Genomic DNA, 23,258 nt, shown 5'->3' with positions numbered 1-23,258 from the left:
GTGGGAGGTACCTCTCAAACCGGACGGACACGCCGGATCGTGCTGGCTAGTCTTCGTGCAGCGGGGGGACGCACCGGGGGGACACGGCGCGAGCGATGAGCAAGGGGTAGCAAGAGGGGGCTTCTTCGCTCGCGCCACCTCCCGGCCCGCCCTACGGGGCAGCCCGCCGGGCCGCGACCAGCGCATAGAGCAGCCCGTCCTCCTGCGGCAGCAAACGCACACCACTTCCCCGGCACGCCTCGTCCAGGCGTTCCAGCACCGCCGGGTCACCCGTGCTGGCGGCCAGCCCCACCAACGCCTCGACCACGTCCCGCCGGTCCTGCCCGTCCACGCTGACGTCCGCCGCCGCCGCGAACCACTCCGCCGCCAGGTGCCGGTCGCCCCCGTGCAGGGCCAGGTTCCCCTGGATCAGCGCGTACACGCCGTCCGCCGGATCGCCACCGCGTGCCCCGGGGACCGGGTCGCGACCGTGGAGCCCGTCGGTCCGGTGGACCGGCGAGCCGGGCGGCCGCAGTTGGGTCAGCACCTCGGCCGCCTCCGCCGCCCGCCCGTCCTGGGCCAGCGCCAGCCCCACCGTGCCGAGCACCCGGCGGCGGTGTCCCGGATCACCCAGCCCGTCCAGCGCGCGCAGCACCCGGCGGCCCTGCTCGACCGCGTCGGCGTAACGGCCCTCCAGGCGGGACACCTCGGCAAGGTTGGCCTGGGCCAACGCCCGCAGCCGCCGGTCCGCGCACTGCGTGGCGAGCCGGTCCACCGCGGCCAGGCGCCGTCGCGCCGCGGCCAGGTCACCCACCCGGATCTCGTGCCAGGACAGGTTGTTCTGCGCCACCGCCATGTCCCGCGTACGCCCGGTGCGGGCGGCCAGCGTCAGCACCGTCTCGGCCTGGCCCCGGGCCTCGTCGTGGGCGCCGATGCCGATGAGCAGCGCGCACAGCACCGTCCGCGCCTCCCCCTCGCCGATCACGTCACCCGCCTCCCGGAACGCGGCGAGCGCCGTCCGCGCCGTCGAGATCTCCTCGGCGCCCGCGCCGTGCTCGGCGGCCAGCCGGGCCACCCCGACCGACGCCCAGGCCCGCAGCACCGGGTCGGCACCGGCCGTACGCGGATCGGCCAGCAACCGGCGTAGACACTGCCGGCCCGCGACGTCGCGCCCCCGGAACCGCCACCAACGGGCCAGCCCCGCCGCCAGACGCAGCGCGGTGTGCGGGTCGTCCACGGCCGCATGGGCGAGCGCCGAGCTGATGTCGCCACTCACCTCGTCCAGCCGGTGCGCCGCGGCGGTCAGGCGCACACCGACCAGGTCCGGCGCGGTCCGGATCACCAGCCGGGTCAGCACCTCGGCGTGCCGGCGACGGATCACCGTCCACTCCCCGGCTCCGGCGGCCTGCTCGGCGGCGAAGTCCCGGACGGCGTCCAGCAGCCGGAACCGGAACGGCCCCGTCCCCCGGACACTCAGCAGGCCCAGTTCCAGGAGCCGGTCCAGCAGCGGTACCGGGTCGACCACCACCGTGCCGTCGGTGTCGCCGTCGTCGGCGAGCATCTCCTCGGCCATCTCGACCGACCAGCGGTTGCCGTACGCCGCGAGCCGGCGCAGCGCCGTCCGCTCGTGCGGGGCCAGAAGCCGGTAGCTGGTCGCCACCGCGTCCCGCAGCGTCTCGGCCACCGCCGCACGTCCGCCGTCCGGTCCCACCGGCTCCGCCGGGTCCCAACCCGGCCGTTCCGCCGCACCCGACGACGTGGCCAGGTCGAGGACCCGGTCGCCGTACCGGTCGAGCAGTTCGTTGAGGTCGAGGATCCGGGCCCGCGCCGCCATCAGCTCGATGGCCAGCGGCAGTCCGCCGACGCGCCGGACCAGCGCGGCCAGCGCCGGCAACTCGTCCGGGGCAGGCGGCTCCCGGCGGACCTGGGCCAGCCGGGCGGTGAAGAGCGCCACCGCCGGGTAGTCGGCCAGGCCCGCACCGTCCGTCGGCGGTACGTCGAGCGGCGCGACCGGGCGGACCCGCTCGCCCGGCAGGCCGACCGGGTGGCGTCCAGTGACCAGCACCCGCAGCGACGGCGCCGCGCCGGTGAGCCGGCGTACGGTCTCGGCGACCGGGTCCGGCGCCCGCTCCACCGCGTCCATGATCAGCAGCGCGGGTCGGCCGTCGAGGTGGGCCGCCAGTTCCGGCAGGCGGGCCACGCCGAAGACCGCCAGCGAGGCGGCGAGGACGTCGGCGCTGTCCGACCCCGTACCGATCAGGACGCCGGCCACGCCCCCGGGATGCCGGTCGGCGACGGCGTGCGCCACCGCGAGGGCCAGTGCCGTCTTGCCGACGCCGGTCAGCCCGACCAGGCTCACCAGTCGGAGCGCGGAATCGGCGGTCAACATCCCGACCAGCTCCGCCACGTCCCGTTCCCGACCGACCAGGGTCACCGGGGGCGGGAGCGCCACCGTCGTACCGGCGGGCGGCTCCGTGCCTGCTGCCGGCTGGGCGGGTGGGGCCGTCCGGGGTGCCGGTACCGGGCCGCGCGCCGCGGCCAGGAAGGCCGACCGGGCCGGGTCGACCAGGCCGAGCGCACCGGCGAGCAGTTCGACGGTGGTGCGCTGCGGGCGCGATGCGCGACCCCGCTCCAGGTCGCGGACCGTCCGTACGCCCACGCCGGCCCGGGACGCCAGCTCGGCCTGCGTCAGGCCGGCAGCGAGCCGGTGCCCGCGGAGCAGATCGGCCAGTGCGGTGGGCAGACCCGGGCTCCGCCAACTCTCAAGATCGGGAGTCATGGGCACGAAGAGTACGGAGCACCTCCGACCGGCGGCAGCCGATCGTCGTCCTGCCGACGACCCGCTGCGGATATCCGACACCGCCGGAGGGACGGGGGGCCCGGGCACCGCGTGGCACGGGCCCCACCGGTACGTCACATACCGAGATCGCGCGCGATGATCATGCGCTGGACCTCGCTGGTGCCCTCGCCGATCTCCAGGATCTTCGAGTCCCGCCAGAAGCGGGCGACCGGGTACTCGTTCATGAAGCCGTAGCCGCCGTGGATCTGGGTGGCCTCGCGGGCGTTGTCCACCGCGACGGTGCTCGCGTGCAGCTTGGCGATCGCGGCCTGCCGCTTGAACGGCTCCCCGTCGAGCATCCGGGCGGCGGCGTCGTAGTAGGCCAGCCGGGCGGTGTGCGCCTTCATCTCCATGTCGGCGATCTTGAACTGGATCGCCTGGTAGTTGCCGATCGGCTGACCGAAGGCCTGGCGCTCCTTCGCATACTTGATCGACTCGTCGACGCAGCCCTGCGCCAGACCCACGGCCAGGGCGGCGATGGCGATCCGGCCCTCGTCGAGGATCCGCAGGAACTGGGCGAAGCCCCGGCCCCGCTCGCCGAGCAGGTTCGCCGCCGGCACCCGGCAGTCGTCGAAGGTCAGCTCGTGGGTGTCCGAGGCGTTCCAACCGACCTTGGAGTAGGCCGGCGCGACCGTGAAGCCCGGCGTACCGGACGGCACGATGATGGTGGACAGCTCCTTGGAGCCGTCCGGACGCGTGCCGGTGACGGCGGTGACCGTGACCAGCGCGGTGATGTCGGTGCCCGAGTTGGTGATGAACGCCTTCGACCCGTTGATCACCCACTCGTCGCCGTCCAGCACCGCCCTCGTCTGGGTGCCACCGGCGTCCGAACCGGTGCCCGGCTCGGTCAGCCCGAAGGCGGCGAGCGCCTCACCGCTGAGCAACCTCGGCAGCCACTGCGCCTTCTGCTCCTCCGTACCGAACCGGTAGATCGGCATGGCGCCCAGGGAGACCGCCGCCTCCAGGGTGATCGCCACGCTGGAGTCGACCCGGGCCAACTCCTCCAGGGCCAGGCAGAGCGCGAAGTAGTCGCCGCCCATGCCGCCGTGCTCCTCGGCGAACGGCAGGCCGAACAGGCCCATCTTGCCCATCTGCCGGACGACCTCGTACGGGAAGGTGTGCTTCTCGTAGTGCTCACCGATGACCGGGGCGATCACCTCCCGGGCGAACTCCCGCACGCTGGACCGCAGCGCCTCTTGTTCCTCGCTGAGCCGGAAGTCCATCTGATCCTCCTGTCGTGGATGGGCCGCCGGGCGCTCGTGACGCCGGGACGGGTGATGCGAGGTCCGGCTCAGACGGGGGTGACGCCGTGCCGGCGCTTCGAGAAGTGCCGTTCCTTGCCCCGGGCGGCGGCGAACCGGCGGACCAGCTCGGCGCGCAGCTCGTGCGGCTCGACGATCGCGTCGACCACCAGCTCGCTGGCCAGGCGCACGATGTCGATGTCCCGCTCGTACTCCTCGCGCTTCGCCGCGACGAACGCGGCCCGCTCGGTCTCGTCGGCGATGGCCGCGATCTTGTTGGCGTAGACGGCGTTGACCGCCGCTTCGGCACCCATCACGGCGATCTTCGCGGTGGGCAGGGCGATCGTCGCGTCCGGCTCGAACCCGGGGCCGGCCATCGCGTAGAGACCCGCGCCGTACGCCTTGCGGACCACGACGCAGATCTTCGGTACGGTCGCCTCCGAGATCGCAGTGATCATCTTGGCGCCGTGCCGGATGATGCCCTGCTTCTCCACCGCGCTGCCGACCATGAACCCCGGCACGTCACTGAGGAACAGCAGCGGCACGTTGAACGCGTCGCAGAGCTGCACGAAGCGGGTCGCCTTATCGGCGGAGTCGACGAAGAGCACACCGCCCTTGAACATCGAGTTGTTGCCGACCACGCCGACGACCTCGCCGTTGAGCCGGCCGAAACCGATGGTCAGCTCCTTGGCCCACAGCGCCTGGATCTCGAAGAAGCTGCCGTCGTCGAGCAGGCCCTTGACGTACCGGCGCATGTCGAACGCCTGCCGCTCGCTCGCCGGCACCAGCGCCGCGAGGTCGACCTTCGCGGACGCCTCGGCGGCCGGCGCCGCCGGCGGTGCCTGCTGCCAGTTCGCCGGCAGGTACGACAGGTAGCGCTTCACCACGTCGAGCGCCTCGGCCTCGGTCTTGCAGAGGAAGTGCCCGACGCCGGACTCGGCGCAGTGCACCTTGGCGCCGCCCATCGCCTCCAGGGTGGTCTTCTCGCCGGTGACCATCTCGACCATCCGGTCCGACCCGAGGTACATGCTGGCGTTGCCGTCCACCATGGCCACCACGTCGCAGAACGCCGGAATGTACGCCCCACCGGCCGCGCTCGGCCCGAACAGCGCGCAGACCTGCGGGATCGACCCGGAGGCGCGGACCTGGTTCCAGAAGATCTTGCCCGCACCGCGTCGGCCGGGGAACAGGTCGACCTGGTCGGTGATCCGCGCGCCGGCCGAATCGACCAGGTAGACCATCGGCACGCCGGTGGAGTACGCCCGCTCGATGATCCGGATGATCTTCTCGACGGTGCGCGCGCCCCAGCTGCCGGCCTTGACGGTGGAGTCGTTGGCCATCAGGCAGACCTGCCGGCCGTCGATGGTGGCGGTGCCGGTGACCACGCCGTCGGCCGGGAGACCCTCGGCCATCGCGTTGGCGTAGAGACCGTCCTCGACGAAGGAGCCCTCGTCCACCAGGAGCGCGACCCGCTCCCGGGCGAAGAGCTTGCCCTTGGCGGCGTTCGCCGCGTGGTACTTGTCCGCACCGCCGGCCCGGGCGCGCTTGCGCAGCTGCTCCAGTGCCTCACCGTCGAGCGTCACGCCGACTCCCTAAGCCGCCATCGAGCCGGCCCGCCTCGTGGGCGGACCGACTTACCTGAACGATCGTTAGGCTAACGCATGGAGGGGGTCTCCGACGACCCACCCGGGCGTTCACCGCCCCCATGGCGCGGCGGTTCGCGGTCATACTTCGTCCACACAGCCGACCCGCACTTCCGAATCGATGGGAGCAGCGGAATGAACTCCGCCGAGAACCACTCGACCCCGTCCGCCGCCGCCGTCGCCGTGCGTACGTCGATAGCCACGGTTCTCGCGCTCGTCGCCGGCGTGATGCTGGCGGCGGTCGCGTGGGCGCTCGTGTGGTTCGCCCCGCAGGCCACCAGTCCCCGCTACTGGGACGCCGGTTTCCACCGATACATCCCCGACACCAGGGTGTGGTGGTGGTCGGCGGCGGCGTCATCCCTGCTCACCGTCGGGTTCACCGTCACTTCCTTTCAGCGACGCAGGGCGTCCGGACGGTGGTGGATCTGGCCACTGTCGGCGGCCATCTTCATGATCACCGCGCTGCTGACCGTCAACCGGGTGCCGGTATGACGGTCCGCCGGCGCCCGCCCGGCCGGCCGGTCACGTCGGCAGCGGCGTGAGGCGGGTCCGGGGGCCGGCGCGGAGGACGCCGGACGGGAGGGTCTTGCCGACCAGCGACTCGGCCAGCTCGGCGACCTCGATCAGCGCGTCCAGGTCGATGCCGGTGTCGATGCCCATGTCGTGCAGCATGTGCACCGCCTCCTCGGTGGCCAGGTTGCCGCTGGCCCCCGGGGCGTACGGGCAGCCGCCGAGGCCGCCGACACTCGCGTCGAACTCCGTCACGCCCAGCTCCAGGGCGGTCAGCATGTTCGCCAGCGCGGTGCCCCGGGTGTTGTGGAAGTGCAGCAGCACCGGGACGTGCGCGTTGCGGTCGCGGACGGCGGTCAGCAGCTCGCGGACCCGCCGGGGCGTACCCATGCCCGTGGTGTCGCCGAAGGCCACCCGGTCCGCGCCGTCCCGGACCACCCGGTCCACGATCGCGGCGACCCGCGCCGGGTCGGTGTCCCCCTCGTACGGGCAGCCGAAGCTGGTCGCCACGATCACCTCGGCCTGGGCCCCCGCGCCGTGCAGCAGGTCGATCAGTTCGGCGATGTCGTCCAGCGACTCGTCGGTGGAGCGGTTGACGTTGCGACGGTTGTGCGTGTCGCTGGCCGAGACCACCACCTCGATCTCGGTGAACCCGGCCGCGAGGGCCCGCTGCGCGCCCCGCGTGTTGGGCACCAGCGCGGAGTAGCGCACGCCGTCGGCCTTCTCGGCCCGGCGCCACACCTCGTCGGCGTCCGCCATCTGCGGGATCGCCTTCGGGTGCACGAAGGACACCGCCTCGATCCGCCGCACGCCGGTACGCGACAGCGCGTCCAGCAGCCGCACCTTAGCGTCGGTCGGAATCGGCTCCTCGTTCTGCAGCCCGTCCCGAGGCCCAACCTCACGAAGAGACACAACTTCCGGCAGCCCCGCCATAAGCGCTCACCTCACTGATCCAGGAATCCCCCCAGCATGCCACCCCCTCCACCCCTCCTGTTGATCAAGGGGTTTGCGCCGACCGGGGGACCGGATTCTGACGCAAACCCCTTGATCAACGCGGAACAAGGGGTTAGCGCATGCGGGAGACGATGCCGGTGTCGTAGTCGCCCGTCAGGAACTCCTCGTTCTCCAGCAGCTCGGCGAAGAACGGGAGGTTGTTCTTCGGGCCTGCCAGCTGGAACTGGGCCACGGCCGTTCTCGCGCGTTCGATCGCCTCGGCCCGGTCAGCGCCGTTGACGATGAGCTTGGCCATCAGACTGTCGTAGAACGGGGTGACGGTGTTGCCCTCGACGTAGCCGGAATCCACCCGGACGCCCTCGCCCGTGGGCTCGACCCAGGTCCTGATGGCGCCGGGACCGGGCAGGAAGCGCTTCGGGTCCTCGGCGTTGATCCGCAGCTCGATGGCGTGCCCGCGCGGAGCGAGCGCGTCCGGGTCGAAGGTCGGCGCGAGACCGGCCGCCACGCGCAACTGCTCCTCGACGAGGTCGACGCCGTACACCAGCTCGGTCACCGGGTGCTCGACCTGGAGTCGGGTGTTCATCTCCAGGAAGAAGAACTCGCCGGTCGTGGGATCGAGAAGGCACTCGACCGTGCCCGCGTTGCGGTAGCCGACCGCCTCGCCGGCGCGTACCGCCGCCGCCAGGAACCGCTCCCGCAGCTCCGGCGACACCGCCGGGGACGGGGACTCCTCCACCAGCTTCTGGTTGCGCCGCTGCACCGAGCACTCCCGCTCGCCGAGGGCCACCACCCGGCCGTCGGCCAGGCCGAGGATCTGCACCTCGACGTGGCGCACGCGGGGGAAGTACCGCTCGATGAGCACCGAGCCGTCGCCGAACATCCGCTCGGCGAACGCGCGCACCTTGTCGTACTCCGTGGCGAGCTGGCCCTCGTCGTTGGCCACGGCCATGCCCATGCCACCGCCACCGGCCGCGGCCTTGACCATCACCGGGTAGCCGATCTCGGTCGCGGCGGCGACCGCCGCCGCGAGGTCGGCGGCCGGGTCGGTGGTGCCGGGCGCGACCGGCACGCCGGCCGCCGCCATCAGGTTCCGGGCGTTGATCTTGTCGCCCATCGCGGTGATCGCGTCCGCGCCGGGTCCGACCCAGATCAGGCCACTGCTCTGCACGGTACGGGCGAAGTCGGCGTTCTCCGACAGGAAGCCGTAGCCCGGGTGGATGGCCTGCGCGCCGGTCGACTTGGCGGCGGCGAGGATCGCCTCGACGTTGCGGTAGCTCTGCGCGGGGTTGGCCGGGCCGACGCAGACCGCCTCGTCGGCCTCGGTCACGAACGGCAGGTCGGCGTCCGCCTCCGAGTGCACCGCGATCGCGCGGATCCCGAGCCGCTTCGCGGTACGGATGATCCGGCGGGCGATCTCGCCCCGATTGGCGACCAGCAGTGACTCGATCATCTTTCCTCCAGCGTCCGGGGGTCGGGACGGAAGCTAGGGAATCACGACCGGCACGTTACTCACGAGTCGGGCGCAAGGAAGGGCCCCCTCTTAACGCCTGGTGTAGAGGAAGGGCCCCCTCTTAACAGCTCAGGCCTGGGCGGTGGGCGCGAGGAGGGCGGCCAGGGTGGCGCCGCGGAGCAGTTCGGCGCGACGCCGGCGGTCCACCTCGCCGCCGAGGAACGGCGTCGAGTTCATCAGGCCGAACGCGGCGTGGGCCAGCACCCGCGCCTCGCCGTCGGGCAGGCCGGGGTGCAGGGCGGTCAACGTGGTGACCCACTCCTCGACGTAGAGCCGCTGGAGCCGGCGGATCCGGCGGCGCGGCTCCTCCGGCAGCCGGTCCAGCTCGTGCAGGTGCAGCGCGATGACGGCGGGGTTGGCGAGCGCGAACTCGACGTGGAAGTCGATCAACGACTCCAGGGCGGCGCGCGGGTCGTCCGGCTGGCCGGCGGACCGTTCCCGGCCGCCGGCGAGCAGCCCCTCGCTGACCGGGATGAGCGCGGCGACCAGCATCGCCTCCTTGCCCGCGAAGTGGTGGTAGAGCGCCGGGCCGGTGACACCGGCGGCCGCGCCGATGTCGTCCATCGAGACACCGTGGTAGCCCCGCGAGGCGAAGAGACCGACCGCGATCTCCAGGATCTCGTCCTTCCGGGACCGCCGCCGAGCCGGCCCCGTCGCGCCCCGCGCCTGCTGCTCCACCGTCACCGGCCAAGCGTAGACCGGACCACCCGGTGCATGGGTTACCGGTCGGTTGCGGCCGTCCGGGCCGGTGCGGACGTGTCCCGGCCCGGGCGTACGGACTCAGTCGTCCTGGTCGATGCCGTGCTGCTCGCGCAGCGCGGCGGCCTCCGACCCGCGGTCCAGGTCGTCCAGCGCCCGCGCCAGCAGCCAGGCGGTCTGCTGCGCCGGGCGGGTACCGGCGGGCAGCCCGCCGAGCACCTCGCGGAGCAGTCGTTCCGCCTCGGCCGGCCGCTCCAGGCGGAGCAGGACCTCGCCGGCGAAGGCCTCCACCTGCGCGGCCTCGCCGAACGCCTCGATCGTCCGCAGCCGCGCGGCCACCCCGTCGAGCCGGTCCAGCGCCTCGATGAGTCGACCGGCACCCGTCAGCACCCGCGCGCCGTGCTCGGCGAGCAGGGCCAGCTCGTACGTCACCACCGGCGCCGGGTCGGGCTGGGCGGCGAGCGTCGCGGCGAGCCGGTCCGCCTCCTCGACGGTGTCGACGGCCGCCTTCAGGTCCCCGGCCCAGTGCCGCGCGGATGCCTCCCGGCGGCGGGTGCGCAGCTCGTCGACGGCCATCCCGGCCTGCCCGTACGCCGTCGCCGCCGCCGCGAACCGCTGCGCGGCCACCGCGTCCCGGTCGGCGTCGTACAGGATGCCTCCCGCCTCCTCCAGCACCTGCGCCCGGTGCGGCAGGTTGTCCGGCGAGTCCAGGTTCGTCGCGAGCTGTTCGAGCAGCGCGAGCGCGGGGTCGATCTCGCCGAGCCCCTCGTAGATGCCGGCCAGGAGGTGCCGGCACCGGTCCGCCTCGGCCTGCGCGCCGAGCCGGTCCAGCCCGATGACCGCCTCCTCGGCCACCTCGGCCGCCTCGCCCAGCCGACCGACGGTCCGGTACGCGTTCGCCAGCTCCCACCGGAGGAACGCGTCCCCGGGGTTGCCCCGCTCGACGCAGAGCGTCACGGCCTCGACGAAGTCGTCCACCGCCTCCGGGGCGCGGTCGGCGGACATCAGCGCCCGGGCCCGGGTGAGCCGCACCGACAGCAGCGCGTCGTCCGGCGCGACGGCGAGGGCGTCGTCACAGGCGGCCACCGAGTCGGCCGGGTCCTGGGCGCACACCGCGTACGCCAGGCAGGCCGCGGTGGTCAGGTCGTCGGCTCCCAGCTCGCTGCCGAGCCGGCGGGCCCGCCCGGCTTCGGCCAGGGCCTCCTCGGCGCGGTCGAGCTCGTCGAGGGCCCGGGCGCGGTGCAGCGCCACCCGGGCGTCGAGATAGGCGTCGTCGCCCGCACCGGCCGGTACCCGGTCGAGTGCGGCCAACGCGTCCGACCAGCGTTGGTGCTCCATGAGGGCCAGCGCCGTCAGGTCGTGGACGAAGGCCCGCTGCCGGGCGTCACCGCGTACGTCGAGGACGTCGGCGGCGGCGCGGAGCAGCTCCAGCCCTTCGTCGGCGGTCTCGTCCGCAGTCGCGAGGTCCACGCCGAGCCGGGCGGCGACGACCTGCGCGCGGACCTCGTCGCCCAGCTCCCGCCAGGCGGCCAGCGCCGCCCGGTGCGCGGCGATCGCACCCGGCACGTCCTGGGCGTCGCTCAGCTCGCCGGCCCGCAGTTCCGTGCGGTGCGCCGCGGTCCGGGCCGGCAGGTCGGCGTCGGCGAACCGCTCGTCCCAGGCGGCCAGCGCGGCCCGGAAGCCCGCCAGGTCGTGGGAGCGCCGGCGGTCGGCGGCGAAGTCGAGCAGCTCGTCGGCGTTCGCGTCGACGGGCACCGGCACGGCCGGTACGCGGTCCGCGACCCGCGCGGCGGCCCGCACCGTCGTCGCCGGATGCGCCGACCCCGCCGACGCCGATTCCGCCTCCGCCGACGGTGTCCCGCTGGGGCGGCGGGGCCGGCGGAGACTGGCCGAGAGCGGCACGTGCTCGCCGGTCGGCTCAACCGCCAGCCGCTGCGTGATCCACTCCGACTGGTGGGTGGTGCCGTTGCGCTCGTCGAAGCGGGCGGCGAGCGCCGTGGCGCGCGCGGTCAGCTCGGTCACCAGCTCCGCGGCGCTCACCTCCCCGGGCGGGCGATCACCGGCCGCACGGCGGTGCAGGGTGAGGTCGCCGACGCGGCGGAGCGCGGCGGCGGCGGTGGCCGCGAAGTGCATGGCGGCGGCCGGTGACGGCGCCCGGTCGAGCCAGTCCAGGTGCCGCTCGACGATCTCGACGGCCCGGGCCTCGTTGCCGGTCAGCGTACAGAACTCGACGTGGTCACCGATCTCCCACAGGTCCGAGAGGTTGCCCCGCTGCCGCCGGTACGCCTCCCGGTGCGCGTGCCGCGCCTCGTCGAAGCGGCCCGTACGCACGTAGGGCAGCAGAAGCGCGGTGAGGATGGTCTGCGGCTGCTCGGTGCAGGACAGCCGGCCGGCGAGCACCGGCTCGGCCAGCGCGACCGCCTCCTCGTCCCGGCCGGTGGAGGCGAGATGGTTGACGGTGGAGGTGGGGTCGCAGCCGGCGCAGTCGGACAGCTCGTCGCGCGGGGTGCTCTGCCAGAGCCGGTACCAGTGCTCGGCCGCCTCGGCGTCACCGACGTGGTCGGCGACCCGGAACCGGTGCTTGTGGACGGCCTGGAGGCTGTGGCCCGAGGTGCGGTAGCGCCGTTCCATGTCGTCGAGCACCGCGTACGTGCGGTCCAGGGGCAGCTCGGGGAACTTCAGCATGCCGTTGACCATGTACTTGAAGTGCCAGAGAAGCTGGTGGGTGTGGCGCTGGTGGTAGGGCTGCGGATCCCGGTCGAACTCGGACAGGCACCACGCGAAGGTCACGAAGGACTTCGCCGGCTCGCCGCCGTAGGTGTACGCGCTGGTCGCCTGCATCCGGGTGACGAACGCCAGGTGCCGGTCGTCGGACGCGTCCACCCGGCGCAGCAACTGCTCCAGGGCGGCGATCTGCCCCGCCCCGTACGGCATGCCCTCGATCTGGCGGAGCACCCGCCACAGGTCCTCGTCGCTCACGGTGCCACCTCGGTTCGCGACTGCGGGGCTCGCAGAACCGGCTCACTCCTCGCGCTCACGACGTCACCTCGGTTCGCGACTGCGGGGCTCGCAAAACCGGCTCACTCCTCGCGCTCACGGTGTCACTCCCGTCCTGGTACGGCCCGGCCGAGCAGGCCGAGGAAGGAACTGTTCAGCAGGGCGGCGTCGGCCGCGCGGATCGGGTGGTGGCCGAGCAGGAGGGCCTGGCCGTAGAGCGCCTCGACGGCGAGGCCGACCAGCTCCGGGTCGGTGAGGGTGGTGATGCGCCGGACCAGCGGGTTGCGGTGGTTGAGCACGAGCTGCGGCCGGTCCGGAGGTGCCGAGGAGGCGAGCGCGTCGAGCACACCGCCCCACAGCTCGTCGGCCTTGTCCCGGCTCGCCGCGAGCTGGTCGTTGAACGCCGCCGACCGGCTCACCAGGTAGAGGGCGGGCAGGGACACCGGGTCGTACGCCCGGATCACCACCTCGCACCCGGACCGTTCCAGCGCACCCTGCGCGGCGGCGACGAACGGCCGCAGCCCCAGCTCGACCTGGGGGTCGAGGCTCTCGAAGCGGGTGGCCAGGTCGCTCGGCTCCAGCCGTTCGATGAGCACCGACCGGTCCACCGTCGGGAGGCGCTCGATCAGCTCCGTGTCGTACGTGTAGCCGGCGTTGACGACCGGCAGGTCCTGGGCGGCGGCCACGGCGGCGAGCTGGCGGAACTCGTCGAGGCTGGCCGCGTACCGGATGAGGCCGTGCCGTTGCCGGAACTCGGCCAGGGTGAGCGTGCCGACGTTGGTGTCCATCGGCCACCACTTGTCGACCAGGTCCAACATCTCGTCGTCGTGCACGGCCAGCGCCTTGACCCCGAGGTGGTGGATCTGGAGGAACTCGGCGAGCCGGCGCGGGTCGTGCCGGGCCAGCCGGACGAGCCAGCCGCGTACCTGGTCACCGAGGGCCTCCCGGGTGGCGGCGAGCAGGGTGTCCTCGTAGAGCGCCTCGCGGCTGGCGGTCGGGCGCAGCTCGGTGGCGTCGACCACGCAGTGGGCGAAGAAGGCCCAGTCCGGCAGGAGACCGTCGGCGTTCTCGGTGAGCAGCATCCGCTTCAGGTACACGCGGTGGCCGGCACGCGCCGCCGGGTTCACCGGCGTGGGGAGGATGAACGCGACACCGGTGAGGCCGGCCTCCGGTACCGACAGCGGCAGGACGTCGAACGGGGCATAGCCGAGGTGTTCGCGGGCGTACCGGATGAGGGCGGGCCGGTCGACCGGCGCGCCGGGGGTGGTCGGCCACGGCGGCGGCCCGGAGGTGGTCACCACGTCCCCGACCCGGACGTCGACTGGCAGCAGGGCACCGAAGAGGCGGGCCAGGTCGACGACGGTGGGGGTGGCGAACCACTGCTCGGCGTCCCGCCGGGGCACCAGGGTCACCGTGGTGCCCGGCTCGGCGCGGCCCTCGCCCGGCGCGGCCGGCGCGACCGCGTACCGACCGTCGGAGTGACCCGTCCAGTGCACCGTCGGGTGGTCGCCGTGCCGGGTGACCACCCGGATCTCGTCGGCCACCAGGAAGCAGGAGAGCAGGCCGATGCCGAACTGGCCCAGGAACTCGTGGCGGGAGAAGCCCAGCTCGTCCCGTTTGGAGCTGCGGCCGATGGTGGCCAGCAGCTCGTGCACCTGCGCCTCGGTCAGGCCGATGCCGCTGTCGTGCACCCGCAGGGTGCCGTCGCCGGTCCGCTCCGGCGGTTCGATGTGGACCGAGGCGGGCGCACCGGGATCGGTCGCCCGGCGCGCGGTGATCGCGTCCACCGCGTTCTGCATGAGTTCGCGTACGTAGACGCGCGGGCTGCCGTAGAGGTGATGACTGAGCAGGTCGACCACGCCCCGGAGGTCGACCTGGAAGGTGTGGTCCACGCAGTGTGCTCCCCGGTCCGATGCCGGCGCCAACCGTACCGACGATCACCGGCGCGCGCGTCCCCCTTTCGCCGCCACCGCTCCGTCGACCCGACCGGACCGTCGGCCCGACTTGACCCTCGAGCCGGTCGAGGTCGGAGGGTCGCCGGCATGACCGCACCCGTTCCGGCCCGGGACTTCCGCCTGCTCTGGTCCGCCACCGTGGCGTCCCGGTTCGGCGACGCCCTGCGTACGCCCGCACTGGCCCTGCTGGCCGCGACCGTGACCCGCGATCCCCGGGTGATCGCGGCGGTGGCCGTGGCCGGGCAGGTGCCGCCGCTGCTGCTCGGCCTGCTCGGCGGCGTGTACGCGGACCGCTGGGACCGGCGGCGGACGATGGCGTTGGTGGACGGGGGACGAGCGGTCGTGGTGGCCGGCCTGGCGGTCGCGGTCGCCCTGGGCCGGGGCGGCATGGTGGCGCTGCTGGTGACGGCGTTCCTGCTCGCCGCACTCGGCACCCTCTTCGACGCCGCCGCCTTCGCGATGCTTCCGTCGGTGGTGCCGCCGGAGGACCTGCCCCGCGCCAACGGCCGGCTCGCCGCGGGCACGGCGGTGGCCGGCGGCCTGATCGGCGCCCCCGCGGCCGGCGTGCTGTTCGGCGCCGCCGCCCCGCTCCCCTTCGCCGCGAACGCCCTGACCTTCACCCTCGCCGCCCTCCTGACCCTGACCCTCACCCGCACCCGTCGGACGGGCGGGGCCGGGGCCCGGGGCCGGGGGGTTTGGGGGGAGGGGTTGGAGGGGTTGCGGTTCGTTCGGGGGGACGGGGTGTTGTGGCCGTTGACGCTGGTGACGGCGGGGAGCAACCTCGCCATCGGTGGGCTGCTGGCGGTGCTGGTGCTGTACGCGCTGGAGGTGCTGCGGGTGCCGCCGGCCGGGTACGGGCTGTTCGCGGCGACGGCGGTCGTGGGCGGGGTGGTCGGGGCGCTGGGGGCCGGACGGCTGGCCGCGCGGCTCGGCACGCTCCCCGCGTTGCGGGTGGTGCTGGTCGCGCAGACCGTGGCCCTCGTCGGGTTCGCGCTGGCCCGGCACCCGGTGGCCGGTGGCGTGGCGTTGGCCGTCTTCGCCGCCGGAGGTGCGGTGTGGAACAGCCTGCGGGCCGCGTACGGCCAGCGTCACGTGCCGCCCGACCTCCTCGGTCGGGTGGGTGCCGCCCAACGCCTGGTGGGGCTGGTGACCGCTCCGGTGGGCGCGGCGCTCGCCGGGCTGGCCGGCGCGGCGTACGGGGTGGCGCCGGTGGCGGGGGCGGCGGCGGTGGTCTTCGCGGTGGTCACCGTGGCGGGCTGGCGCGTACTGCGTCCGGTTCCGAGGTGACCGCCGGCCGGTGGGCCAGGCCGGAGAGGCGCAGGGCGATCCGGCGGCGGGCCGGCGGGAGGCTGGAGAGCAGACGCAGCAGCAGGTTCCGGGCCGGCCGGGCGGCGGACGGCACGGTGGCGAGCCGGGTGAGCCGGTCGGCGAAGGCCACCACGTCCTCGGCCATCGGGCGGCGCCGCGCCGCGTACCCGTCGAGCAGCACCTCGGGCCCTCCGGCGAGCACGTCGGCCAGGGTGGTGCCGAGGTCGACGGCGTCGACGATGCCGAGGTTCATGCCCTGCCCGCCGGCCGGGCTGTGCACGTGACCGGCGTCCCCGGCGAGCAGCACCGGGCCGGCCCGGAAGGTCGCCGCGACGCGGTGGTGCAGCCGGAAGCGGGACCCCCAGAGCACCTCCTGGATGCGGTGCGGTCGCCGCGTCGGACCGCGCTCGTCGAGCAGCGCCTGGAGGTGGGCGACGTCCGGATCGGCGGGCGCCTCGTCGACCGCGGCCACCAGCCGGACCACTCCGTCGGGCAGCGGCGCCCAGACCAGCGGGCCGGCCCGGTCGAGGAAGAGCGACACCTGGTCGTGCGGCAGCGAGCTGGTGACCCGCACGTCCGCGAGGACGAACGACTCCCCGCCACCGGCGGGTCCGGCGAACGGGATCCCCGCCCGCTCCCGCACGGTGCTGCGCATCCCGTCCGCCGCGACGACGTACCGCGCCCGCACGGTCGCGCCACCGGCGAAGGTGGCGACCGCGCCGGCGTCGTCGAGGTCCAGGCCGGTCAGCTCGTACGGCCGCAGCACCCGCACGCCGGCCGCGTCGAGCCGGTCGGTGAGCACCTCCTCGGTGACCGCCTGGGAGACCATCAGCGCGTACGGGTGCACCGACGGCAGGTCGTGGAACGGCACGGTGAGCAGCACGCGGTCGCGGTCGCGCACGGTGAACCCCGGGGAGAGGATCCCGCGCGCGACCAGCGGCGCGCCGGCCCCGACGCGGTCCAGCTCCTCCAGGGTGTACGCGTGCACGACCGCCGCCCGGGAGGTGACCGGCGGTCGTGCGAGCCGTTCCACCACGTTCACCCGGACACCGCGCAGGGCCAGTGTCAGCGCGGCGGTCAGCCCCGTCGGCCCGGCGCCCACCACCAGCACGTCCGTCTCTTCCGGCAGCATGGGCACCTCCGTGACCGCATTGCCAACACGTGTTGGCCAACTGTTGTTGGCAACGTTAGGCGCACCGGCACTGGCATGTCAACAGGTGTTGGCATACGGTCGTGGGCATGAAGGAGGCCCCACCCCTGGACGCCGAACACGCCGACGCCGCGCCGCCCCGCAGCCGACGCTCCGACGTCACCCGCGCGGCGATCCTGCGGGCCGCCCGGAACCGCTTCGCCGAGGACGGCTACGACCGGGCCACGATCCGGGCCATCGCCGCGGACGCGCGGATCGACCCGTCGATGGTGATGCGCTACTACGGCAGCAAGGAGGGTCTGTTCGCGGCGGCGGCCGAGTTCGATCTGCGCCTGCCCGACCTGTCCGGCGTGTCACCGGACACCGTCGGTGAGCTGCTGGTCCGGCACTTCCTGCACCGCTGGGAGGGCGACGCGACACTGGCGGCGCTGCTGCGGACGGCCAGCACCAACCCGGGCGCGGCCGAACGGATGCGCGGCATCTTCGCCGACCAGCTCGGCACTGCGGTGGCCCGATTCGCGCTGGACCCCACCGAGGCGCCCCGGCGGGCGGGGCTGGTGGCCAGCCAGATCCTCGGGCTGGCCCTGACCCGGTACGTGCTGCGCCTCCCCCCGATGGTCGACGCCGACCCGGCGGAACTGGTCGCCTGGGTGGCGCCGACCATCCAGCGCTACCTGCTGGGCAGCCGGGACTGACCGCCCGCCGTCGTCAGCGGGACAGGCCGCCCGGCTGGTCGCCCTTCGCGACGGGGGCCCGGACCAGGTTGCCCCATTCGGTCCACGAGCCGTCGTAGTTGCGCACCTGCGGGTAGCCCAGCAGGTGACGCAGCACGAACCAGGTGTGGCTGGAACGCTCACCGATCCGGCAGTACGCCACCACGTCGTCGGACGGGTCGAGCCCGAGCTGGTCGGCGTAGATCGCGCGCAGCTCCTCAGCCGACTTGAACGTGCCGTCCTCGTTCGCCGCCGACTTCCACGGCTTGTTGACCGCGCCCGGGATGTGGCCGCCGCGCAGCGCGCCCTCCTGCGGGTAGTCCGGCATGTGCAGCATCTCGCCGGTGTACTCACCCGGCGACCGCACGTCCACCAGCGGCCGGCCGGCGGCGACGTGCGCCATGACCTGCTCGCGGTACGCCCGGATCGGCGCGTCGTCGCGCTGCGGCACCGGGTACTCGGCGCGCGGCCGGGCCGGCTTGTCCCGGGTCAGCTCACGCCCCTCGGCGATCCACTTCTGCCGGCCGCCGTCGAGCAGGCGCACGTCGGCGTGGCCGAAGAGCGAGAAGACCCAGAGGGCGTACGCGGCCCACCAGTTGAAGTTGTCGCCGTAGAAGACGACGGTGTCCCCGCGGCCGATGCCCTTGGCCGCGCACAGCTCGGCGAAACTCTCCGCGTCGAGGTAGTCGCGGGTGACCTGGTCGTTCAGCTCGGTGTGCCAGTCGACCTTGATGGCACCCGGGATGTGGCCGGTGTCGTAGAGCAGCACGTCCTCGTCGGACTCGACGACGACGAGGCCCTCGTCGCCCAGGTGCTCGGCCAGCCACTGCGTGGTGACGAGACGCTGCGGGTCCGCGTACGACTGGAGTCGGGGATCGGGATCGTTCGGCACAGACATGATCCCCAAGGTACGCCGCAAACCGCGCCGGCAACGGGTGCAGCGGATGCGACCCCCCGCACGTGACAGTGGGGAGATCCGCCGAGCACGAGGACCGACATGACCGAACGGCACCGCCCCGGGGCGTCCCCGCCGCTGGACTTCACCGGCTTCTACGAGGCGCACTTCCACCGCCTGGCGGTGCAGCTCTACGCGTACCTGGGGGATCACGCCGAGGCGCAGGACCTCACCCAGGAGGCGTTCTGCCGGGTGCTGGAGCGGTGGGACCGGATCGGCGCGTACGACGATCCGTCCGCCTGGGTGCGGCGGGTCGCCTGGAACCTGGCCACCAGCCGGCTGCGCCGGGTACGGACCGCCGTCCGGCACCTCGCCCGGCAGCGGGAGGAGCACGTGGCCGGCCCCGGACCCGACCGGGTGGCGCTCACCGTAGCGCTGGCCGCCCTGCCCGCGAACCAGCGCCGGGCCGTCGTCCTGCACCACCTGGCCCAGCTCAGCGTCGCCGAGATCGCCGACCAGCTCGGCGCGCCCGAGGGCACGGTCCGGTCCTGGCTGACGCGAGGCCGGGCGGCGCTGGCCAGCCACCTCACCGACCGGCAGGAGGCCCACCGTGCGTGAGACCGACCTGGACGACGTGTTCACCGAGTTCGAGGCGCGGACCGCGCCGACCTTCCGCCCACCCGGGGTCGCCGATGCCGCACGCCGGGTCCGGGATCGGCGTCGCCGTCGGCGCGGCCTGCTGGCCGGCGTGGCGGCCCTGCTCCTGGCCGGGCCTGGCGGCGCGTACGCGATGGCGGGCCGCGACGACGCGCCGACTCCGCCCGCACCCGACCCGAGCGCGTCGCCGGACGACCGGCTCGTCGAGCGGACGGTGGCGGTGCCCGGCGTGCCCGGCGAGCTGCGCCAGTTGCAGTTCGTCGACGCCCGGCACGGCTGGGCGCTCTTCGACACCTGCGACCGCGAGGACGTCGGGTCCACCGACTGCCGGCGCGACCTGGCGCGCACGGCCGACGGCGGTGTCACGTGGCAGAGGACGGCGCTACCGGCGGCGGCGGACGAGCCGAATCTGGCCGGTCCCCCGTATCTCCTGCCCCTGGACGGCCGACGGATAACCGTCGTCATCGGCGACCGGTACCTGGTCTCCACCGACGGCGGCGCCTCCTTCACCGACCATCCCGTCAGCACTCCGCCGGAGGTGATCGACCTCGCGCTGGCGAGCGACAGCGGCTATTCGCTCCGGTGCCCGCAGGACCAGGGCGTCTTCTCCGGCCCCTCGTGTCCCCGCCCGCGGCTCGTCGGAATCGGCGGGGCACCGGTCCCGGTGCAGCCCCCGCTGAACCTTCGGTCGGAGAGCGACAAACAGCTCGTTGAGGGCGGCGACGGCCGACTGTGGGTGACCGCCCGGGAGGGCGACCGGCTGACCATAGCGGTCAGCGACGACCGGGCGGCAACGTGGCGGACGCTGCCCGCGGTGGCCGGTGCCGCGCGTCTGCTGGTCTCCCCGGACGGTCTCGACGCCTGGCTGGTCGGCATCAGTGACACCTCGTTCAGCGCGACCGACCCCAACCGGCTGTGGAAGCTGGTCGGTGACCGCTGGCAGGAGCAGCCCGGCCTGCCGGACGACACGTCCACGGTGGCCGCGGCGAACGGCGGGGTGTTGCCGGTGACCAGCGCCTACGGCGGTGGCGGTTACTGGTACGACAAGCGGTACGTCGACGAGCCCGCCCTGGGCGGGCCGGTGCGGGCCGACGACGAGTCCGCGTCGGTGCAGGTCCTTCCCGACGACACCATCGTCGTGACCGGCCAGACGGGCACCTTCCTCGGCACCGGATCGGGCGTCGACCGCTCCTGGACACGGCTCTCCTGAGCCGCTGCGGACACGCGGCCGGTCCACCACACACGGGGGTGGTGGACCGGCGCGCGGTCGCCGGTGGGGTCAGGCGCGGCGGTGGACGAGCCGACCGGCCAGCACGGTCACCAGGCAGGTGCCGTCGTCGGCGAAGACGGCCAGGTCGGCGCGACCGCCCGGGGCCAGCGTGGGCGGCACCGACGCGTCCTCCAGCACCAGCAGGTCACTGCGGTCGACGGCAGCCCGCAGGATCGGGTCGACGACGTACTCGGCCAGCACGGCCGTCACCCCGAGCCGCAACAGCGCGTGGATCCGCTCGCGGGGCGTGGGCGCGGGTGGCAGCGGCGCGTCGTGCACCCGCCCCGGGCCCAGGGTGCCCGGCCAGCGGCGGACGCGCGCGCCCGCGTACTCCTGACAGAGCTGGACCAGCGGGCCGACCGCGACGATGCGGTCGGCCCGGACCGCGACGGCGGCCGCTTCCGACGGCGGGCCGCCGGGGGCGGTACGCAGGAGAGGCGCGGTGTGCAGGGTCAGCACGGTCAGTCGGTGACCGGAGTCAGCGAGGGGCGCTTGGCGGTGACCGTGTCGCCGGAGGAGCGGCCGGTCAGCCGGCGCTTGATCCACGGTGCCAGGTGCCGGCCGACCCAGCGCACGTCGTCCGCGCGGGCGGCCAGCCACGGCTTCGGCAACGGCCGCTCCGGAACGAGCAGCCAGTCCTCCTCGCAGCCCACCCCGAGCGCGGTCAGCACCTGCCCGGCGACCCGCCGGTGGCCTGCGGCGGAGAGGTGCAGCCGATCGGTGCTCCACAGCATCGGGTTGAGGAAGGTGTCGTCGGCGTAGAGGTCCACGAGGATCGCGCCGTGCCGCTCGGCCGTCTCGCCGACCGCCTGGTTGAGCAGCTCGATGCGGGGGGCGACGAGCCGCTGCCCGGGCAGGCGGGCCATCACGTCGGCGAACCGGAACAGGACCACGTCGGCGCCGCCGGAGCGCAGCCGCCCCACCACGTCGTCGAAGCGGGCCACCAGAGCGTCCGGGTCGAAGGTCCGGCGCAGCACGTCGTTGCCGCCGGCCGCGAAGCTGATCAGATCCGGCTTCATCGCCACCGCGGCGGGCACCTGCTCGGCCACCACCCCCGGGAAGAGACGCCCCCGGATGGCCAGGTTCGCGTACCGGAAGTCCGGTCCCACCTCGGCCGCGAGCCGCGCGGCGACCAGGTCCGCCCAGCCCCGGTAGGTGCCGTCCGGGTACGCGTCGTCCATGCCCTCGGTGAAGCTGTCCCCCACCGCGACGTAACTACGCCAGCGCATTCCCACCTCCCAAGGAAGGGCACCTTCTTAACGCCTGCGGTAGAGGAAGGGCCCCTTCTTAACAACGGACAGTCTGGCACCGGCACCGCGACGGAGTGATCCCGCGCGCCGGGGAACGTGGCGGAGGTCATCACCGGTCCGACGTCGGCGACCCGATGGCGGGTCGGCGGTACGGACCCCACGCCACGAACCGCTCGAACAGCTCACGCGGCGTCGGGCCGTCGTGCGGGTTGAGCCGGAACAGGTCGTGCGTCGCCTCGTGGTACAACCCCGACAGGTAGACGGCCAGGTCGACCGGCTGGTCCGCGTACTCGACCTTCAGCAGCAGCCGGGCCTCCGCGCACGGCCACGGCCGCCCGCAGGCCCGGCACAGCCACAGGGGCCGCAACGGCACGTGCGGCGGGCGGTCCGCGGGATGGGCGCGGGGCCGATCGGCGTACGGCCCGAGCCGGGGTACGGGAAGCGAGCGGACCGGATCGCACACGTGGACCTCCTCGGGGCGGAATCACTGCGTGACAGTCTGCTGAGGACGCCGCTACTGTCGGAAGGCGTCAACGCCGGTGCGGGGGCCCCTCGGGAGGCGCCGACGGTCGGCGGACCCGCCCGCCGGGGGCGCCGGGACGATCGTGGAGGAACTGTGGAAGGTGAACCGACCTCGGAGCTGATCCGGGCCCAACTTCGCCGGCTACGGCTGAACGCCGAGCTGAGTCAGGAGGAGTTCGGGAAGCTGGTCCACTACTCGGGGTCCCAGGTGTCGGCCGTCGAGTTGGGGCAGCGGCCCCTCGACCGCCTGTTCCTCAAGCGCGCCGACGAGGTGCTGGGCACGGACGGGCTGTTGATGTCCCTGCTCAAGCTCGCCGAACGGGACGGCCAGCCGAGCTGGCTGCGCCCCTGGCTGGAGGCCGAGCAGAACGCACGTCAGCTCCGCTGCTACCACCCGACGCTCATTCCGGGGCTGTTGCAGACGGAGCACTACGCCCGTGCGGTGATCCGGGCCGACGACATGCTGAGCGACGGCGAGGTGGAGAAGCGGCTCGCGGTGCGGATGGACCGGCAGTCCGTCCTGGCCCAGCCCGATCCGCCGAAGTTCGTGGCGGTGATCGAGGAGGCGGTCCTCCGGCGGGCGGACGAGGGGTTTCGGGGCCTGATGGTGCAGCAGATCGCTCATCTGATCGAGTGCGCCGAGCGCCCCCACATCAGCGTGCACGTCGTCCCGGCGGAGGTCAGTGCGCACGTCGGGTTGGCAGGACCGTTCACCCTGGCGCATGGTTCCGATGGCGGATGGGTCGGGCACCTGGAGAGCCAGCTCAGCGGCACGACGGTCGACAGGGATGAGGAAGTGGCTATCCTGCTCGCGAGGTGGGAGAGCGTCCGCAGTGAGGCCCTGCCTCGGAGGCAGTCGACGCTGCTGATGAAGGAAGTGATGACGCCATGGACCTGAGCGGCGCGATCTGGCGCAAGTCCACCCGCAGCGGCAACGGCGAGTGCGTCGAGGTGGCCGACAACCTGCCGGGGGTCGTCGGCGTACGGGACAGCAAGGACCCCGCCGGGCCGGTCCTGACCTTCGCACGTGGTTCCTGGCGGGTGTTCCTCGACGGCACCCGGCGCCGCTAGGCACCGACCCGTCTGAGGCCTGATGATCGACTCGATGTCACTGACATCGGGGTGTCCGGGTGGAATTTCGGCCCGACTTCAATGACATCGAGTGG

At 73.6% G+C, this 23,258-nt stretch carries 20 protein-coding genes; 7 read left to right on the top strand and 13 right to left on the bottom strand.

What is annotated here, in order from left to right; translation table 11 throughout:
• Positions 1 to 151: 151 nt before the first annotated feature.
• The 3 genes from ACIBR0_RS06865 to ACIBR0_RS06855 form a co-directional block, all read right to left on the bottom strand.
• Positions 152 to 2,758, bottom strand: coding sequence for an ATP-binding protein (locus tag ACIBR0_RS06865; protein ID WP_396713056.1), 2,607 nt, complete (start codon positions 2,756 to 2,758; stop codon positions 152 to 154).
• A gap of 134 nt (positions 2,759 to 2,892) precedes the next feature.
• Positions 2,893 to 4,041, bottom strand: a complete 1,149-nt coding sequence (locus tag ACIBR0_RS06860; RefSeq protein WP_396713055.1) for an acyl-CoA dehydrogenase family protein — start codon at positions 4,039 to 4,041, stop codon at positions 2,893 to 2,895.
• A gap of 68 nt (positions 4,042 to 4,109) precedes the next feature.
• Positions 4,110 to 5,642, bottom strand: a complete 1,533-nt coding sequence (locus ACIBR0_RS06855; RefSeq protein WP_396713054.1) for an acyl-CoA carboxylase subunit beta — start codon at positions 5,640 to 5,642, stop codon at positions 4,110 to 4,112.
• A gap of 195 nt (positions 5,643 to 5,837) precedes the next feature.
• On the opposite strand from ACIBR0_RS06855, the gene ACIBR0_RS06850 reads away from it, so the two are divergent.
• Positions 5,838 to 6,194, top strand: coding sequence for a hypothetical protein (locus ACIBR0_RS06850; RefSeq protein WP_396713053.1), 357 nt, complete (start codon positions 5,838 to 5,840; stop codon positions 6,192 to 6,194).
• Between the two features lie 30 nt (positions 6,195 to 6,224).
• Here ACIBR0_RS06850 and ACIBR0_RS06845 read toward each other — a convergent pair whose 3' ends face one another.
• The 5 genes from ACIBR0_RS06845 to ACIBR0_RS06825 all read right to left on the bottom strand — a co-directional run bounded on the left by ACIBR0_RS06845 (position 6,225) and on the right by ACIBR0_RS06825 (position 14,264).
• Positions 6,225 to 7,145, bottom strand: a complete 921-nt coding sequence (locus ACIBR0_RS06845; RefSeq protein ID WP_396713052.1) for a hydroxymethylglutaryl-CoA lyase — start codon at positions 7,143 to 7,145, stop codon at positions 6,225 to 6,227.
• 133 nt (positions 7,146 to 7,278) lie between these two features.
• Entirely contained in the window at positions 7,279 to 8,616 is a 1,338-nt protein-coding gene (locus ACIBR0_RS06840) for an acetyl/propionyl/methylcrotonyl-CoA carboxylase subunit alpha (protein ID WP_396713051.1), read from the bottom strand.
• A gap of 129 nt (positions 8,617 to 8,745) precedes the next feature.
• Positions 8,746 to 9,360, bottom strand: coding sequence for a TetR/AcrR family transcriptional regulator (locus ACIBR0_RS06835; protein ID WP_396713050.1), 615 nt, complete (start codon positions 9,358 to 9,360; stop codon positions 8,746 to 8,748).
• Positions 9,361 to 9,456: 96 nt separating this feature from the next.
• The gene (locus ACIBR0_RS06830) at positions 9,457 to 12,354 is read right to left on the bottom strand and encodes a hypothetical protein (protein ID WP_396713049.1); all 2,898 of its coding nucleotides are present in this window, start codon (positions 12,352 to 12,354) and stop codon (positions 9,457 to 9,459) included.
• A gap of 122 nt (positions 12,355 to 12,476) precedes the next feature.
• Positions 12,477 to 14,264, bottom strand: a complete 1,788-nt coding sequence (locus ACIBR0_RS06825) for an HSP90 family protein (protein ID WP_396713048.1) — start codon at positions 14,262 to 14,264, stop codon at positions 12,477 to 12,479.
• 150 nt (positions 14,265 to 14,414) lie between these two features.
• Between ACIBR0_RS06825 and ACIBR0_RS06820 the strand changes: the two genes are divergently transcribed.
• Positions 14,415 to 15,614: an MFS transporter gene (locus tag ACIBR0_RS06820; RefSeq protein WP_396713047.1), complete on the top strand. Its 1,200-nt coding sequence runs from the start codon at positions 14,415 to 14,417 to the stop codon at positions 15,612 to 15,614.
• Here ACIBR0_RS06820 and ACIBR0_RS06815 read toward each other — a convergent pair.
• Entirely contained in the window at positions 15,571 to 16,767 is a 1,197-nt protein-coding gene (locus ACIBR0_RS06815) for an FAD-dependent monooxygenase (protein WP_396713046.1), read from the bottom strand. The two genes, ACIBR0_RS06820 and ACIBR0_RS06815, sit on opposite strands and share 44 nt — an antisense overlap.
• 107 nt (positions 16,768 to 16,874) lie before the next feature.
• Here ACIBR0_RS06815 and ACIBR0_RS06810 point away from each other — a divergent pair, with 107 nt between their 5' ends.
• Positions 16,875 to 17,480: a TetR family transcriptional regulator gene (locus ACIBR0_RS06810; RefSeq protein ID WP_396713045.1), complete on the top strand. Its 606-nt coding sequence runs from the start codon at positions 16,875 to 16,877 to the stop codon at positions 17,478 to 17,480.
• 13 nt (positions 17,481 to 17,493) lie between these two features.
• Here ACIBR0_RS06810 and ACIBR0_RS06805 read toward each other — a convergent pair whose 3' ends face one another.
• Positions 17,494 to 18,396, bottom strand: coding sequence for a sulfurtransferase (locus ACIBR0_RS06805; protein WP_396713044.1), 903 nt, complete (start codon positions 18,394 to 18,396; stop codon positions 17,494 to 17,496).
• A 99-nt stretch (positions 18,397 to 18,495) separates the two neighbouring features.
• Here ACIBR0_RS06805 and ACIBR0_RS06800 point away from each other — a divergent pair, with 99 nt between their 5' ends.
• Together ACIBR0_RS06800 and ACIBR0_RS06795 are read left to right on the top strand one after the other, a co-directional pair.
• Positions 18,496 to 19,011, top strand: coding sequence for a SigE family RNA polymerase sigma factor (locus tag ACIBR0_RS06800; RefSeq protein WP_396713043.1), 516 nt, complete (start codon positions 18,496 to 18,498; stop codon positions 19,009 to 19,011).
• Entirely contained in the window at positions 19,004 to 20,260 is a 1,257-nt protein-coding gene (locus ACIBR0_RS06795; protein ID WP_396713042.1) for a WD40/YVTN/BNR-like repeat-containing protein, read from the top strand. Before ACIBR0_RS06800 ends, ACIBR0_RS06795 begins: the two co-directional genes overlap by 8 nt.
• Before the next feature lie 69 nt (positions 20,261 to 20,329).
• Here the strand turns inward: ACIBR0_RS06795 and ACIBR0_RS06790 are convergent, their stop codons facing one another.
• The 3 genes from ACIBR0_RS06790 to ACIBR0_RS06780 form a co-directional block, all read right to left on the bottom strand.
• Complete coding sequence (locus ACIBR0_RS06790; protein ID WP_396713041.1) at positions 20,330 to 20,779, bottom strand: hypothetical protein; 450 nt, start codon at positions 20,777 to 20,779, stop codon at positions 20,330 to 20,332.
• A 2-nt stretch (positions 20,780 to 20,781) separates the two neighbouring features.
• Entirely contained in the window at positions 20,782 to 21,549 is a 768-nt protein-coding gene (locus ACIBR0_RS06785) for a GDSL-type esterase/lipase family protein (protein WP_357029587.1), read from the bottom strand.
• Positions 21,550 to 21,679: 130 nt separating this feature from the next.
• Positions 21,680 to 22,033 (bottom strand): hypothetical protein, encoded by a 354-nt coding sequence (locus tag ACIBR0_RS06780; protein ID WP_396713040.1) that lies wholly within the window; start codon positions 22,031 to 22,033, stop codon positions 21,680 to 21,682.
• Positions 22,034 to 22,186: 153 nt separating this feature from the next.
• Between ACIBR0_RS06780 and ACIBR0_RS06775 the strand changes: the two genes are divergently transcribed.
• Both ACIBR0_RS06775 and ACIBR0_RS06770 read left to right on the top strand, forming a co-directional pair.
• The gene (locus ACIBR0_RS06775; protein WP_396713039.1) at positions 22,187 to 22,990 is read left to right on the top strand and encodes a helix-turn-helix domain-containing protein; all 804 of its coding nucleotides are present in this window, start codon (positions 22,187 to 22,189) and stop codon (positions 22,988 to 22,990) included.
• Positions 22,981 to 23,163 carry a DUF397 domain-containing protein gene (locus ACIBR0_RS06770; RefSeq protein WP_396713038.1) on the top strand — a complete coding sequence of 61 codons (183 nt, stop codon included), beginning with the start codon at positions 22,981 to 22,983 and terminating at the stop codon, positions 23,161 to 23,163. Before ACIBR0_RS06775 ends, ACIBR0_RS06770 begins: the two co-directional genes overlap by 10 nt.
• The last annotated feature ends 95 nt before the right edge of the window (positions 23,164 to 23,258 follow it).

Source organism: Micromonospora sp. NPDC049497, assembly GCF_044465805.1.
GTDB lineage: Bacteria > Actinomycetota > Actinomycetes > Mycobacteriales > Micromonosporaceae > Micromonospora.
This window is presented reverse-complemented; position numbering and strand designations above follow the sequence as displayed.